The sequence below is a fragment of the Streptomyces sp. NPDC041108 genome (genome assembly GCF_055592645.1).
In genome coordinates this window covers 190,817-204,942 of the sequence record NZ_JBVIYK010000006.1, presented here as the reverse complement: position 1 = coordinate 204,942, position 14,126 = coordinate 190,817, and the positions used below count along the sequence as shown (strand labels likewise).

Sequence of the window (14,126 nt, the reverse complement as noted above, 5' to 3'; positions counted from 1 at the left end):
CCGGCCGCGACGCGTTCCGGCCGGAGCGGGAGCGGCCTCGCACCGGGACCGGTGATCAGGTGATCACCGCTCACCCGGCGGTGGCCGTCCCGTCCATCCGCAGGACCAGTCGCAGGGTCTCGGTCAGGACGGCGGTGGGTACGGTCGGGTCGGCGACGCGCTGGACGCCGAGGCCGATGCCCAGGCTGAGCAGGGCCGCCGCGGCCCGGTCCGCGGGCATGGCCGGAGTGACGCCCAGCTCCGCGGCGAGCGCGTCGAGCAGCTGGGCGAGCGCCTCGCGGATCACGCCGACGCGCGCGGTGATCTCGCCCCGCAGCTCGGCGTCGTGCCGCGCGCTGGTGAGGAACTCGACCTCCAGCGTCGTCCATGCCTCGTCGCCGATGTGCGCCTCGGCCCACCCGGCGAAGGCCGCCAGGCGCTCGTCGATCCCGGCCTCGCCCAGGACGGCGTCCGTGAGCAGCGCCAGCTGCTCGGCCCGGATGTCGTCGAGGGCGGCGAGGCACAGATGGCCCTTGCCGCGGAAGTTGGAGTAGACGGCGCCCTTGGAGTAGCCGGCCGTCTCCGCGACGTCGCTGAGCGAGGTGGCGGCGTAACCGTGGGAGAGGAACAGCTGCCGCGCCGTGGCGACGAGCCGCTCCCGCGTGCGTTCCTGGCTCTCGACGCGGCTGAGGCGGGCCATGTCTCGCTCCCTCTCCCGTCCTGCGCGGTTCTGAAGAACCCGGCGCGGTCGCGCACTTTCCCAGCCCCCGGATCCTATCTCCGGCACGGACTGTCCACCGCTTTCGGATACCGCTAGTATCCGGATCTCGTCGGTATCCCGAATGGGCGGAGAGACCTCAGTGACCGCGACGAGCACACGAACGACCCCGGCCCGGACGACCCCCTCCCGGGGCCTGGTGCTGGGCTGCGGAGGAACACTCGGCGCGGCCTGGACGACCGCCGCCCTGCACTCGCTCCAGCGGGCCACCGGCTGGGACCCGCGCGACGCCGAGGTCCTGGTGGGGACCTCCGCCGGGGCCGAGGTGGCCGCGCTGCTCGGTGCCGGTGTCGGCGTGGAGGAGCTGCTGGCCGCGCAGCTGGGCCTGGAGGACGCCCGTCCGGAACTCCTCCGGCATGTCGCCGCCCCGCCCCGGGCGCTGCCGCCCCGGCCGGCGGCCTTCCTCGGATCGCCCGGCCTGGCCCGCCACGCGCTGGGGCGCACCGCTCCCGTACTGGCCGGGCTGTCCGGTCTGCTGCCCCAGGGCCGCGGCGACGCCCGCCGGCTGGTGGCCCTCGCCGACGCGCTGGTCCCGCCCGGCCAGTGGGTGCGGCATCCGGCGACCTGGCTGGTGGCCACCGACTTCGACACCGGACGCCGTACCGTCTTCGGCCACCCCGACACCCCGCCGGCCGCCCTGCGGGACGCGCTCCGGGCGTCCTGGGCGGTGCCGGGCTGGTTCCCGCCCGTGCGTGTCGGGGGCCGGCGGTACGCCGACGGCGGCATCCTCTCCACCGCCTCCGCCGACCTGCTGGTCCCGAGCGGGCTCGACGAGGTGTACGTCGTCGCGCCGATGAGCTCGCGCTCCCCCGGACCGCGCCGGGGGCTCGGCCGGGTGGAGGCACTGCTGCGCCGGGTCATGACCCGCACGCTCGACGCGGAGTGCACCGCGCTGCGGGCTGCGGGCACCCGGGTCGTCCGCATCGAACCCACCGCCGCGGACCTGGAGGTGATGGGCGGCAACTTCATGGACCCCCGCCGCCGCCCGGCGGTCCTGGAGACCGCCCTGCGCACCACACGCGCCCTCGTCCGTGCCGCCGTGGGCCATGCCGACGCCACCGACGCCGGCCCCGCCCGGACAGGAGCCTGAGATGACCCGGCCCGAAACCCCCTACAGCCCCGACAGCCCCGAGCGTCCCGCGCCCCCCGAAAATCCCGGCAGTCCGGCCACCACCGCCACCGTCACCCGCGAGACCCACCACGTCGAGGCGCTGATCATCGGCAGTGGTCTCTCCGGCATCGGCGCCGCCGTGAGACTCCGCGAGGCGGGAGTGCGCGATCTGGTCCTCGTCGAGAAGGCGGACGACCTGGGCGGCACCTGGCGCGACAACACCTACCCGGGCTGCGCCTGCGACGTGCCCTCCGCCCTGTACTCGTACTCCTTCGCGCCCAACCCCGAGTGGACGCGGGCCTTCGCCGGCCAGCCCGAGATCCGCGCCTACCTCCGCGACACGGCGGACGCGTACGGCATCACCCCGCTCATCCGCTACGGCACCGAGGTCACCCGGGCGCAGTGGAACCGGGCCGACGCCCGCTGGCACGTCGAGACCAGCCGCGACCGCTACACCGCCCGGTTCCTGATAGCCGCGGCCGGACCCTGGCACGAACCCCGGCTCCCCGACCTGCCCGGCCTCGCCGGCTTCCCCGGCGAGGTCTTCCACTCCTCGCGCTGGCGCCACGACCACGATCTCACCGGCGCCCGGGTGGCCGTCGTCGGCAGCGGCGCCTCCGCCGTGCAGTTCGTGCCCGCGATCCAGCCCCGCGTCGGGCGGCTGCACCTGTTCCAGCGCACCGCCCAGTGGGTACTGCCCAAGCCCGACCACCCGGTGCCGCGCGCCGAACGATGGCTGCTGCGGAACCTCCCCGCGGCCCAACGGGCCCTGCGCCGGGCCGAGTACGCGGCGCTGGAGACCCTCGGCGTCGGCTTCCGCCACCCGGCCCTCCTGCGGGCCGTGCAGAAGGCCGGCACGCTCCACCTCCGGGCCACCGTCAGGGACCCGGCACTGCGTCGGGCGCTGACCCCCGACTACACCCTGGGCTGCAAGCGTCTGCTGTTCTCCAACACCTACTATCCGGCGCTGACCAGGCCCGGCGTCACCGTGCACGCCACGGCGGTGCGGGCCGTCGAGGGCAGCCGGGTCCTCGGCGCCGACGGCAGCAGCGCGGAGGTCGACACGATCATCCTCGGCACCGGCTTCCACATCCTCGACATGCCCATCGCCCACCGCGTGTTCGACGCGGACGGGGCCGACCTCGACGACCACTGGAAAGGCAGCCCGGACGCCTACCTCGGCACCACCGTCACCGGCTTCCCCAACGCGTTCGTCCTCCTCGGCCCGCATCTCGGCACCGGCCACTCCTCCGCGTACGCGGTCCTCGAAGCCCAGCTCGACTATGTGGCGGGCGCGGTGCGCCACTTCCGCTCGGCGGGCCTGACCAGCATGGACGTACGGCCCGAGGTACAGGCCGCCTTCAACGCCGAGGTGCGGCAGGCGCTGCCGTCCACCGTCTACGACGCGGGCGGCTGCTCCAGCTACTACCACGACGACAACGGCGTCAACAGCTTCAGCTGGCCGTGGTCCACGGGCCGGATGCGGCGGCGGCTGGCACGGTTCGACCCCGAGGCCTACGCCGTGACGGGCACCGGCGGCTGAGGCCGCCGCCAGAGGGCCGCGACCAGGAAGGACAGGCCCGTGGTCACGGCGGCGGTCCCCACCGTCACCATCATGACGCCGATGACGAAGAGGCCGCTGGCGTCGTCCGACCAGTCGTAGAAGGAGGCCACGGCCAGACCGGCCGTGGTGCCGACGACGGCGCTCGCGATGTGCCGCCGGGACGCCGCCCAGACCACCGGGACCAGCAGGGTCAGCACCAGGCCGATCACCTGCCACGCCTCGTACGGGCCGGTCGACGAACCGTCGGGGTGCACATCACGCAGCTGGTCCCAGCCCAGCCAGGCGGCCCACGTCGTCAGGGAGGCCACGGTCGTCACCAGGGCCGGCAGCAGGGGGGAGACGGATCTCAGGAGTCGCTGGTTCATGACCCCAGCCTCCCGTCGCGCCCCTCGGCCGGACAGAGCACACGTACTCATCCGCACCCGAGTACCTGAGCGGACGAGGGCCGGAGGCGGGCCGGACGGGTGCCGGGCGGGGCCTGCCCCCTAAGCGGGTGAAGCCTGGGCCCTGGTCCGTGGCGCGGGGCATGGATGAAGCCCCCGGCCGTATCCGGCCGAGTCGGCGGACACGACACGCTGGAGTTGAGCGATGAACGCGATGAGACAGAGCCCGGACCGGAACGGTCCCACCGGTACCGCGACCCACGAGGTCCCGGTCCTGATCGTCGGGGGGTCCCTCGTCGGCCTGTCGGCCTCGGTGTTCCTGGGCAGGCTCGGGGTGCCGCACATGCTGGTGGAGCGGCACGCCGGCACCTCCATCCACCCGCGCGGCCGGGGCAACAACGTCCGCACGATGGAGGTGTTCCGGACCGCCGGCGTCGAGAAGGGCATCCGGCGGGCCGCCGCCACGCTCGCCGGCAACCACGGCATCCTGCAGACGCCCACCCTGGTCGGCGACGCGGGCGAGTGGCTGTTCAAGGAGATCGACGCGGGCGGCGGGCTCGCCCGGTTCAGCCCCAGTTCCTGGTGCCTGTGCAGCCAGAACGACCTGGAGCCGGTGCTGTTCGAGCACGCCGAGCGGCTCGGCGGCGATCTGCGGTACTCCACCGAGATGATGTCGTTCGACAGCGACCGCTCCGGTGTCACCGCGGTCGTCAAGAGCCGGGAGACGGGCGAGCACACCACCGTCCGCGCGCAGTACCTCATCGCCGCCGACGGCCCCCGCAGCCCCGTCCGCGAACAGCTCGGCATCGGCCAGAGCGGCCCCGGCGACCTCTTCCACAACGTCAGCGTCACCTTCCGCTCCCGCGACCTCGCCGAGGTCGTGGGCGAGCGCCGCTTCATCGTCTGCTACCTGACGAACCCCGAGGCCGACGGGGCGCTGCTGCCCGTGGACAACCGGGAGAACTGGGTCTTCCACCTGCCCTGGCACCCCGAACACGGCGAAACCCTGGAGGAGTTCACCGAGGAACGGTGCGTCGAGCACATCCGCCGCGCGGTCGGGGTCGCCGACCTCGACGTCCGGATCACCGGCAAGGCCCCCTGGCACGCGGCCCAGCGCGTCGCCCGCGGCTACCGGTCGGGACGCGTCTTCCTGGCCGGCGACTCCGCCCACGAGATGTCCCCCACAGGGGCCTTCGGCTCCAACACCGGTATCCAGGACGCGCACAACCTCGCCTGGAAGCTCGCGGCGGTGCTCGGCGGCTGGGCCGGCGAGGCTCTGCTGGACTCGTACGACGCCGAGCGCCGCCCGGTCGCGCAGGCCACCAGCGCCCGTGCCGCCGCCCGCTCGGTCGAGCACAGCCACCCCGGTTTCGCCCCGGCCCCGGGCGTCGGCGGGGGCGGGGGTCCGCAGCGCGGCATCCTCGACGTGGCCCTCGGCTACCGCTACCCCCAGGGAGCCGTCCTCGGCACCGACCCCATGGCGCCGGTCGTCCCGGAACGCCTCGACCTGACCGGCGAACCCGGCAGCCGGGCCCCCCATCTGGCGGTACGGCACCGGGGCGACAGCATCTCCACCCTGGACCTGTACGAGCGCTCCCTCGTCCTGCTCAGCGACGGGGACACCGGCGCTGCGGGTGGCTGGCACGCGGCCGCGCTCCGCCTCGCCGAGAGCATGTCCGTCCCCCTGACCTCGTACCGGTTCGGCACGGGGCCGGACGCCGAGCTGGCCCCGGAGGGCGAGACGGACTGGGCGGCCGCCCACGGGACGACGCCCTCGGGCGCGGTCCTCGTACGGCCCGACGGGTTCGTGGCATGGCGGTCGCCGGGGGCGGTCCCGGACCCCGAGTCCACACTGAGCGAGGTCCTGACCAGCTTGTTGGCGACGGACTGATCCCATCTCACACGGCCGGCCGGCCCCGGGGGCGCTCCGGGTCCGGCCGGCCGCTTCGTGTGCGCGTACGGAGAACTGACTGCACATCACACCGGTTGCGTTGCAGAGCATTTGACGCTGCGTCGAATCCGCAGGGCCGCGCCGCCGAGGCTGGGCAACGGGGACGCACACGGAGATCGGGCGAACCGGACCCGCCCCACCACCGACGGCCCGACGGCTACCGCCGACGCCGACCGCCGACCGCCGACGCCGACCGGTGACACAGACCGCCCGCCCGCGCGCCCGCCCGTCGGCCGTATCCGGCCCGTTCGCCACCGCCACGGCGGAGCAGCCGCAGCTCCGGCCCGAAGCACCACCCGACCCGCGCCGCCCCCGACACCACCGCCGCCGGAGCCCCGCGCGGCGGTCCCGGAGAGGCGGTCACCCGGGCGGCGCACCGGTCACCCGCGCAGTGCATACGAGTCGCGCGCCGGAAGGGGCGGGCCCAGGATCGAGGCACGCCGACGTCACGCCGAACCGGCCGACGTTCGTCCGTCCCCGCCCCCCACCGAGGAGATGTGCGCAGGATGACCACCACGTCCGAACGTCTTACGGAGACGCTGAAGCGACAGGTGTCGCAGCGGGTCTCCCAGTCCGTCTTCGACGGCTCCCGGCTCCGTGTCGTCCTCCTCGTGGACGTCTACGACGGCGCCCAGCAGCAGTTCCTGGAGGCGTACGAGCAGCTGTGCAACCAGGTCGCGTCGGTCCCCGGGCATGTCAGCGACCAACTGTGCCAGTCCATCGAGAACCCCTCCCAGTGGCTGATCACCAGTGAGTGGGAGAGCGCCCCGCCGTTCCTCACCTGGGTGAACAGCGAGGAGCACGTGGAGATGGTGAAGCCGCTGCACAACTGCGTCCGGGACACCCGCTCGCTGCGCTTCCACATCGTCCGCGAGACCGGCGGCCCGGCCGTGGAGGCCGAGACCGGCAAGCGCCGGCTGCAGACCTCGCCCCGCATCGGTGACGGACTGATCCGGCACGCGCTCACCTTCACGGTCAAGCCGGGCAGCGAGGAGAAGGTCGCCCGGATCCTCGCCGACTACGCCGCGCCGGACCCGAAGGTCGACGACACCACCCGCCTGTGCCGCACCTCCCTGTTCATGCACGGCAACCGGGTGGTCCGCGCCGTCGAGGTGCGGGGCGACCTGCTCGCCGCGCTGCGGCACGTCGCCCGGCAGCCCGAGGTGCGGGCCGTCGAGGAGGCCATCAACCCCTATCTGGAGCAGGACCGGGACCTGGACGACCCCGACTCCGCCCGGGTCTTCTTCACCCGCGCGGCGCTGCCCGCCGTCCACCATGTGACGGCCGGCCAGGAGAGCCCGGACGCCGTACGGCACGCGCTGTACTACCCGGCCCGCGAGGGCTGCGGTCTGCGGCTGGCCGAACTGCTCGCCCGGCAGGACGAGGCCGCGGCGGACGACCCGCAGGGGCCGGTGCTGCGCAGCACGATCTTCCAGCGCGACGACATCGTGGTGCGGCTGGTCGACGTGCGCGGCGGCATCGACAACGACCCCGGCCCCGTGCTCGGTCTCACCGACCGCGCCCGCGCGGCCGAACTGACGGCGCTGCTGGACGGCGGCGCACTCGGCGCGGACGGCTCGCCGAGGGAGGGCGCCCCCGCCCGCCTGCTCACGGTCGCCCGCATGGAACTCGTCACCGACCGCCGGGCGCCCGACGCCTGATCCCCGGCCCGGGGGGCCGTGCCCGCCCACCGCGCACGGCCCCGACTCCCGCATCCGCCCGACCCAGCTCATGTTCGGAGGAACGTCGTGATCAATCGCCATCCCGGCATCGTGGATGTCAGCGAGGTCGAGCCCAACACCCGGCGCGGCGGCGATCTGCGCGCCATGCTGACCCCCTCCACCGTCGGCTCCACCAGCGGTTTCATGGGCGTGGCCATCGTGGCGCCCGGCGACCGCATCGCCGAGCACTACCACCCGTACTCCGAGGAGTTCATCTACGTCATCTGCGGGCAGCTGGAGGTGGACCTCGACGGCGAGGCCCACCCGCTCCAGCCCGAGCAGGGGCTGTTGATCCCCGCCCACATGCGGCACCGCTTCCGCAACGTCGGCAACGTGGAGGCCCGCATGGTCTTCCACCTCGGCCCGCTGGCCCCGAGCCCGCCGCTCGGCCACGTCGACACCGAGGACGCGAACGGCGTACCGATCCCGGTGGAGGCGGCCCACGCCGGACGGGCCGAGCGGCCTCAGGTCCGCTCATGACCAGGCGCGTGGCGGTCACCGGCATAGGCATCGTCGCTCCGGGCGGCATCGGTGTCCCGGCGTTCTGGGACCTGCTGGCCGACGGTCGCACGGCGACACGCGGCATCACCTTCTTCGACCCGTCCGGGCTGCGTTCGCGGATCGCCGCCGAATGCGACTTCGACCCGGCGGCCCACGGACTGGACGCCGGGCAGATCGCCCGGTGCGACCGGTACATCCAGTTCGCCCTGGTGGCCGGTGAGGAGGCGGTACGGGACTCCGGCCTCGACCTCGCCTCGGAGAACCCCTGGCGGGTCGGGGTGTCCCTGGGCACCGCGGTCGGCGGCACCACCCGGCTGGAGCACGACTACGTGCTGGTCAGCCATGGCGGGCAGCGCTGGGACGTGGACCACCGGGAGGCCGGTCCGCATCTGCACCGGGCGTTCGCGCCGAGCACCCTGGCCTCGACGGTCGCGGAACGCTTCGAGGCACGCGGGCCGGTGCAGACCGTCTCCACCGGCTGCACCTCGGGGCTCGACGCCGTCGGGTACGCCTTCCACACCATCGAGGAGGGCCGGGCCGACATCTGCATAGCCGGCGCGTCGGACTCACCGATCTCCCCGATCACCATGGCCTGCTTCGACGCGATCAAGGCCACCTCCCCCGACAACGACGACCCGGCCCACGCCTCGCGCCCCTTCGACGCCGACCGCAACGGCTTCGTCATGGGCGAGGGCGGCGCCGTACTCGTCCTGGAGGAGCTGGAACACGCGAAGGCCAGGGGCGCACGGATCTACTGCGAGATCGGGGGCTACGCCACCTTCGGCAACGCCTACCACATGACCGGTCTGACCAGTGAGGGCCTGGAGATGGCGCGGGCCATCGAGGACGCCCTCGACCACGCCCGGCTCGACCGCACGGCCGTCGACTACGTCAACGCGCACGGCTCGGGCACCAAGCAGAACGACCGGCACGAGACGGCCGCCGTCAAACGGACGCTCGGCGCGCACGCCTACGACACGCCCATGAGTTCCATCAAGTCCATGGTGGGCCACTCCCTGGGCGCGATCGGCGCGATCGAGGTCGTCGCCTGTGCCCTGGCCCTGGCCCACCAGGTCGTCCCGCCCACCGCGAACTACGAGACCCCGGACCCCGAGTGCGACCTGGACTACGTCCCGCGCGTCGCCCGCGAGCGGAAGCTGACCAACGTGCTCTCCGTGGGCAGCGGGTTCGGCGGGTTCCAGTCCGCGGTGGTCATGAGCCTGCCGAGGGAGAAGACACGATGAGCGAACGGCGTCCTCGGCGCGCGGCCGTCACCGGAATCGGCGTGGTCGCGCCCAACGGAACGAGCACCGAGACGTTCTGGAAGTCGACCCGGGAAGGCATCAGCGTCCTGGACCGGGTCACCCGCGAGGGCTGCGAGCACCTGCCGCTCAAGGTGGCGGGCGAGGTCCGCAACTTCGATCCGCCGTCGGCGGTCGAGGAGCGCTACCTCGTCCAGACCGACCGGTTCACGCACTTCGCGATGGCCGCCGCCGACCAGGCGCTCGACGACGCCCGTCTGGACCGGCCCGAGACCGACGCGGCCCCGTTCTCGGTGGGCGTGGTCACCGCGGCCGGCTCCGGCGGCGGCGAGTTCGGGCAGCGGGAGCTGCAGCAGCTGTGGTCCAAGGGAAGCCGCTTCGTCGGGCCGTACCAGTCCATCGCCTGGTTCTACGCGGCGAGCACCGGCCAGATCTCCATCCGCCGCGGCTTCAAGGGCCCCTGCGGGGTCATCGCCTCCGACGAGGCGGGCGGTCTGGACGCCGTGGCGCACGCGGCGCGGGCCGTGCGGCGCGGCACCGACGTGATGGTGACCGGCGCGACCGAGGCGCCGCTCGCCCCCTACTCGGTGGTCTGCCAGCTCGGCTACCCGGAGCTGAGCACCGTGGCCGACCCGGACCGCGCCTACCGGCCGTTCACTGCCGCGGCCTGCGGGTTCGTCCCCGCCGAGGGCGGCGCGATGCTCGTCGTGGAGGCCGAGGGCACGGCCCGGGAGCGGGGCGCGCCCCTGCGGGCCCTCCTCGCGGGCCACGCGGCCACCTTCACCGGCGCCTCCCGCTGGGAGGAGTCCCGGGAGGGCCTCGCCGAGGCGATACGGGTCGCCCTGGACGAGGCCGGCTGCGCCCCGGAGGAGATCGACGTGGTCTTCGCCGATGCCCTCGGCGTACCGGCGGCGGACCGTGCGGAGGCGCTGGCGATCACGGACGCCCTCGGCGCGCACGGCACCCGCGTCCCCGTCACGGCGCCGAAGACCGCCATCGGCCGGGGCAACGGCGCGGCGGCCGTACTGGACGTCGCGGCGGCCGTGCTCGCGATGGAGCACCGCGTGATCCCGCCCACCCCCAACGTCTTCGACGTCTGCCACGACCTCGACCTCGTCACCGGCACCGCCCGCGCCGCCGAGCCGCGCACGGCGCTGGTCCTCAGCCGGGGCCTCATGGGCTCGAACGCGGCGCTGGTGCTGCGGCTCGGCCCCGGCGACGCCTCCTGACCACCCCTCACCACGCACCACCGACGCACCACCGACGCACCACCAAGGAGAACCGCATGAGTGACCGCATCACCGTGGAAGAGCTGTCCGAGCTGATGAAGAAGGCCGCCGGGGTCACCGTCACCCCGGAGGAGCTCCAGCGGCGCCTGGAGTCGGGCTTCGACGTCATCGGCATCGACTCGCTCGGTCTGCTCGGCATCGTGGGCGAGCTGGAGAACCGGTACGGCACACCGATGCCGCCGGACGCGGAGAAGAGCCGGAGCCCCCGGCAGTTCCTCGACCAGGTCAACACCGCGCTGATGGCGGGTGCCTGACATGGCCGGACACACGCAGAACGAGATCACCATCGCCGCCCCCGTCGACCTGGTCTGGGACATGACCAACGACGTCGCGAACTGGCCCCGGCTGTTCAGCGAGTACGCCACCGCCGAGATCCTCTCCCGGGAGGGGGACCGGGTGACGTTCCGGCTGACGATGCACCCGGACGAGAACGGCAAGGTGTGGAGCTGGGTCTCGGAGCGCGAGGCGGACCGGGACACCCTCAGCGTGGAGGCCCGCCGCGTCGAGACCGGGCCCTTCGCCTACATGAACATCCTGTGGGAGTACGAGAAGGTCCCCACCGGCACCCGGATGACGTGGACCCAGGACTTCGCGATGAAGCCCGACGCGCCGGTCGACGACGACTGGATGACGGACAACATCAACCGGAACTCCAAGGTCCAGATGGCCCTGATCCGGGACCGCATCGAGAAGGCCGCCGCCGAACAGGGCGCCGCGCCGGGCCTGACCGACTGAGCGCCGAGCGATCGCGCGCCGACCGACCGAGCCGGACGGAGAACACCGTATGCACCAGTCCCTGATCGTCGCCCGGATGGCCCCGGGGTCGGCCCCGGACATCGCCAAGATCTTCGAGGAGTCCGACCGGGGTGAACTGCCGCACCTCATCGGGGTCTCCCGGCGCAGCCTCTTCCAGTTCGACGACATCTACATCCACCTCGTCGAGTCCGAGCGGGACCCCACGCCCGTCATCACGAAGATGGCCGGACACCCCGAGTTCAAGGCCATCAGCGAACGGCTGTCGTCGTACGTCACCGCGTACGACCCGGCGACCTGGCGTTCGCCGAAGGACGCGATGGCGAACCGTTTCTACCGGTGGGAGCGGGACGGCCGCTCCTGAATGCCCCGTCGGGCCGCCGGGCACGCGCGAGACGCGTGGCCGGCGGCCCGTACGGTCATCCGGGCACGTGACAGTCGAACGCGTGCAGATAGGCGTTGACCGGGCGTACGTCGTCGATCACCAGTCCCGCGTCCCTCAGTCTGCGGGTCATGCTCTCGGTGGTGTGCTTGGCCCCGCCGACGTTGAGGAGCAGCAGCAGGTCCATGGCGGTGCTGAAGCGCATCGAGGGCGAGTCGTCGACGAGGTTCTCGATGACCACGACCCGGGTCCCCGGGCCGCCGGTCGCGATGACGTTGCGCAGCAGCCGGACCGTGCTGTCGTCGTCCCACTCCAGGATGTTCTTGATGACGTACACGTCGGCCCGGACCGGGACCGCCTCGCGGCAGTCGCCGGGGACGACGCGCGTGCGGTCCGCGAGCGCGCCGCCCGGACGCAGCCGGGGGTCGGCGTTCTCCACTACGCGCGGCAGGTCGAGCAGGGTGCCGTGCAGCGCCGGGTGCTTCTCCAGCAGGCTCGCCACCACATGCCCCTGTCCCCCGCCGATGTCGGCGACGGACGAACTCCCCGTCAGGTCCAGGAAGTCGGCGACGTCCCGCGCGGACTGCACGCTGGAGGTCGTCATGGCGCGGTTGAAGACGTCGGCCGACTCCGGGGCGTCCTCGTTGAGGTAGACGAAGAACTCCTTGCCGTACAGCTCCTCGACGACGTTGTGGCCGGAGCGCACCGCCTCGTCCAGTTTCGGCCAGGCGTCCCAGGTCCACGGCTCGGTGCACCACAGGGCGATGGCGCGCAGGCTGTGCGGATCGTCCTCGCGCAGCAGCCGGGACATGTCGGTGTGCGCGAACGTCCCGTCCGGCCGTTCGGTGAACACTCCGTAGCAGGACAGGGCCCGCAACAGCCGTCGCAGCGGCTTCGGTTCGGCCTTCACCGCGGCGGCGAGGTCCTCCGCGGACAGCGGGGTGTCGCCGAGGGCGTCGGCGACCCCCAGCCGGGCGGCGGCACGGAGGGCGGCGGCACAGGCGGCGCCGAACACCAGCTCCCTGAACCGCATGGGGGGCGGGGGCGCCGGGGTGTCCTGCGCCGGGTGCGGGGCCTTGGCCGGGGACACCGGCGCGGTGGTGGCCCGTCTGGTCTGAGCGGTCGTCATGCGACGCCCTCCTTCTTCGCGTTCATGGGACGACCGGGGCCGGTCAGCACAGGCCCGTCGGCCTGGACGCCGTGCAGGTGTTGCCCGTGAAGGTGTTGCCCTTGCCGGCGGTGTCCGTGTTGACGATGTCCGCCGGGGCGTTGCCCTCCAGCACGTTGTCGGTGATCCGGTTCCGCTCGCTGGTGGTGCCCACGAAGCTCTTCCAGACGACGATGCCGCCCGACAGCGGGGAGGCGCCGGCGTTCTCCGTGATCCGGTTGCGGGTCACCAGGGTGTCCTCGGCGCCGGTCAGCACGATGCCGGTGCCCTGCAGCGCGTCGAGCCGCGCGGTCTTCGGGCAGGACTTGTTGTTCCGCTCGATGAGGTTGTCGCGCACGGTGAGCGCGCCGGCCCTCGGCATGTTCTCGTCGCCCACGACGAAGACGCCCGCGCAGTTGCCGGTGAGGTGGTTGTCCGCGACGGTGAGGTTGCGCAGGCGCCGGACGGTGAGCCCGATCCGGTTGCCCTCCAGGCGGTTGTGGGCGACGACGGCGCCGCCGCTGTCCGTGGCGCCCTGCTCGGCCTTGACGGTGTTCGCGAGGAACAGGCCGGCGTCGCCGTTGTCCCGCGCGGTGTTCTTGCGGAACACCCCGCGCACCGAACGCTCCTGGGCGATGCCCCACACGCCGTTCTTCTCGGCGGTCACGTGCCGTACGGTCAGCCGGTCGGTGTCCTGGGCGAACACCCCGGACCCGGTGAAGCCGGCCACGGTCAGGGCGGCGACGGTCACGTCCTTGACCTTGCGGTCCTTGGTCCCGGTCACGCAGATGCCGTTGCCGTCCGCGCAGCCCGCGGCGGGCTTGGTCGCGGCAGGCACGACGACGGTGCCGCGGCCCATGCCGCGCAGGGTGATCCCGTCCGTGCTCACCCTGACGCTCTCCCGGTACGTGCCGGAGGCCACGAGGACGGTGTCGCCCGCCGCCGCCGCGTCCACCGTCTCCTGGATCGACTCGCCGGGGAAGACCACGTGGGTCCGGTGATGGTCGGCGACGGCCGACGGGGCGGCCCCGAGCCCCACCCCGATGACCGCCGCGATGCTCGCCACAAAGGCAATATGCCATTTCGTCATATTCCGCAAGATATGACCAGGTTCGCCCCAAGACCCTCGATAGCCCATCCGACGGCGTGTCCCGCGCCCCACGGCACGAGGACGGGTGCGAGGGCGGGGGCGGATGAAGTGGGGGCCGGTCGCGCAGTTCCCCGCGCTGCGGCGGGCGATGAGGCGGGGCAGGAGCTGGGCGGTGCCGGACTGCCTGGTCCGCCGCAGGTCACGGTGATCTCGGT

14 protein-coding genes are annotated in these 14,126 nt (G+C 73.0%); 10 read left to right on the top strand and 4 right to left on the bottom strand.

Annotated elements, in window-relative coordinates:
- Window positions 1-70 precede the first annotated feature (70 nt).
- On the bottom strand, window positions 71-679 hold the full coding sequence (locus ACZ6BB_RS19015; protein ID WP_471616321.1) for a TetR/AcrR family transcriptional regulator: 609 nt from the start codon (window positions 677-679) through the stop codon (window positions 71-73).
- Window positions 680-839: 160 nt separating this feature from the next.
- Here ACZ6BB_RS19015 and ACZ6BB_RS19010 point away from each other — a divergent pair, with 160 nt between their 5' ends.
- Together ACZ6BB_RS19010 and ACZ6BB_RS19005 are read left to right on the top strand one after the other, a co-directional pair.
- Complete coding sequence (locus ACZ6BB_RS19010) at window positions 840-1,847, top strand: patatin-like phospholipase family protein (RefSeq protein WP_471616320.1); 1,008 nt, start codon at window positions 840-842, stop codon at window positions 1,845-1,847.
- A gap of 1 nt (window position 1,848) precedes the next feature.
- Window positions 1,849-3,411 (top strand): flavin-containing monooxygenase, encoded by a 1,563-nt coding sequence (locus ACZ6BB_RS19005; protein WP_471616319.1) that lies wholly within the window; start codon window positions 1,849-1,851, stop codon window positions 3,409-3,411.
- Here the strand turns inward: ACZ6BB_RS19005 and ACZ6BB_RS19000 are convergent.
- Window positions 3,384-3,797, bottom strand: a complete 414-nt coding sequence (locus ACZ6BB_RS19000) for a hypothetical protein (protein WP_471616318.1) — start codon at window positions 3,795-3,797, stop codon at window positions 3,384-3,386. The genes ACZ6BB_RS19005 and ACZ6BB_RS19000 overlap by 28 nt on opposite strands.
- Window positions 3,798-4,020: 223 nt before the next feature.
- Here ACZ6BB_RS19000 and ACZ6BB_RS18995 point away from each other — a divergent pair, with 223 nt between their 5' ends.
- From ACZ6BB_RS18995 to ACZ6BB_RS18960, 8 genes are all read left to right on the top strand, one after another.
- Window positions 4,021-5,706, top strand: a complete 1,686-nt coding sequence (locus ACZ6BB_RS18995; RefSeq protein ID WP_471616317.1) for an FAD-dependent oxidoreductase — start codon at window positions 4,021-4,023, stop codon at window positions 5,704-5,706.
- A 566-nt stretch (window positions 5,707-6,272) separates the two neighbouring features.
- Window positions 6,273-7,427 (top strand): SchA/CurD-like domain-containing protein, encoded by a 1,155-nt coding sequence (locus ACZ6BB_RS18990; protein WP_471616316.1) that lies wholly within the window; start codon window positions 6,273-6,275, stop codon window positions 7,425-7,427.
- Between the two features lie 87 nt (window positions 7,428-7,514).
- Window positions 7,515-7,967: a cupin domain-containing protein gene (locus tag ACZ6BB_RS18985; protein ID WP_037723184.1), complete on the top strand. Its 453-nt coding sequence runs from the start codon at window positions 7,515-7,517 to the stop codon at window positions 7,965-7,967.
- Entirely contained in the window at window positions 7,964-9,232 is a 1,269-nt protein-coding gene (locus ACZ6BB_RS18980) for a beta-ketoacyl-[acyl-carrier-protein] synthase family protein (protein WP_471616315.1), read from the top strand. Before ACZ6BB_RS18985 ends, ACZ6BB_RS18980 begins: the two co-directional genes overlap by 4 nt.
- Entirely contained in the window at window positions 9,229-10,479 is a 1,251-nt protein-coding gene (locus ACZ6BB_RS18975) for a beta-ketoacyl synthase N-terminal-like domain-containing protein (protein ID WP_471616314.1), read from the top strand. The genes ACZ6BB_RS18980 and ACZ6BB_RS18975 overlap by 4 nt, the downstream gene beginning before the upstream one ends.
- A gap of 56 nt (window positions 10,480-10,535) precedes the next feature.
- Window positions 10,536-10,793, top strand: coding sequence for an acyl carrier protein (locus ACZ6BB_RS18970; protein WP_013002012.1), 258 nt, complete (start codon window positions 10,536-10,538; stop codon window positions 10,791-10,793).
- A gap of 1 nt (window position 10,794) precedes the next feature.
- A complete protein-coding gene (locus ACZ6BB_RS18965; RefSeq protein ID WP_013002013.1) occupies window positions 10,795-11,274 on the top strand; it encodes an SRPBCC family protein in 480 nt (159 codons plus the stop codon).
- A 49-nt stretch (window positions 11,275-11,323) separates the two neighbouring features.
- Window positions 11,324-11,656 carry a TcmI family type II polyketide cyclase gene (locus ACZ6BB_RS18960; RefSeq protein ID WP_450937140.1) on the top strand — a complete coding sequence of 111 codons (333 nt, stop codon included), beginning with the start codon at window positions 11,324-11,326 and terminating at the stop codon, window positions 11,654-11,656.
- A gap of 55 nt (window positions 11,657-11,711) precedes the next feature.
- Here ACZ6BB_RS18960 and ACZ6BB_RS18955 read toward each other — a convergent pair whose 3' ends face one another.
- Window positions 11,712-12,803 carry a methyltransferase gene (locus ACZ6BB_RS18955; protein WP_471616313.1) on the bottom strand — a complete coding sequence of 364 codons (1,092 nt, stop codon included), beginning with the start codon at window positions 12,801-12,803 and terminating at the stop codon, window positions 11,712-11,714.
- A 43-nt stretch (window positions 12,804-12,846) separates the two neighbouring features.
- The gene (locus tag ACZ6BB_RS18950) at window positions 12,847-13,911 is read right to left on the bottom strand and encodes a right-handed parallel beta-helix repeat-containing protein (RefSeq protein ID WP_471616312.1); all 1,065 of its coding nucleotides are present in this window, start codon (window positions 13,909-13,911) and stop codon (window positions 12,847-12,849) included.
- Between the last annotated feature and the right edge of the window lie 215 nt (window positions 13,912-14,126).

Excerpts from the sequence above, each read along its gene's own strand:
- ACZ6BB_RS18950 (WP_471616312.1), bottom strand. The coding sequence starts at position 13,911 with ATGACGAAATGGCATATTGCCTTTGTGGCGAGCATCGCGGCGGTCATC.
- ACZ6BB_RS18990 (WP_471616316.1), top strand. The coding sequence starts at position 6,273 with ATGACCACCACGTCCGAACGTCTTACGGAGACGCTGAAGCGACAGGTG.
- ACZ6BB_RS19015 (WP_471616321.1), bottom strand. The coding sequence starts at position 679 with ATGGCCCGCCTCAGCCGCGTCGAGAGCCAGGAACGCACGCGGGAGCGG.
- ACZ6BB_RS18960 (WP_450937140.1), top strand. The coding sequence starts at position 11,324 with ATGCACCAGTCCCTGATCGTCGCCCGGATGGCCCCGGGGTCGGCCCCG.
- ACZ6BB_RS18965 (WP_013002013.1), top strand. The coding sequence starts at position 10,795 with ATGGCCGGACACACGCAGAACGAGATCACCATCGCCGCCCCCGTCGAC.
- ACZ6BB_RS18995 (WP_471616317.1), top strand. The coding sequence starts at position 4,021 with ATGAACGCGATGAGACAGAGCCCGGACCGGAACGGTCCCACCGGTACC.
- ACZ6BB_RS18975 (WP_471616314.1), top strand. The coding sequence starts at position 9,229 with ATGAGCGAACGGCGTCCTCGGCGCGCGGCCGTCACCGGAATCGGCGTG.
- ACZ6BB_RS18970 (WP_013002012.1), top strand. The coding sequence starts at position 10,536 with ATGAGTGACCGCATCACCGTGGAAGAGCTGTCCGAGCTGATGAAGAAG.
- ACZ6BB_RS18955 (WP_471616313.1), bottom strand. The coding sequence starts at position 12,803 with ATGACGACCGCTCAGACCAGACGGGCCACCACCGCGCCGGTGTCCCCG.
- ACZ6BB_RS18980 (WP_471616315.1), top strand. The coding sequence starts at position 7,964 with ATGACCAGGCGCGTGGCGGTCACCGGCATAGGCATCGTCGCTCCGGGC.
- ACZ6BB_RS19005 (WP_471616319.1), top strand. The coding sequence starts at position 1,849 with ATGACCCGGCCCGAAACCCCCTACAGCCCCGACAGCCCCGAGCGTCCC.
- ACZ6BB_RS19000 (WP_471616318.1), bottom strand. The coding sequence starts at position 3,797 with ATGAACCAGCGACTCCTGAGATCCGTCTCCCCCCTGCTGCCGGCCCTG.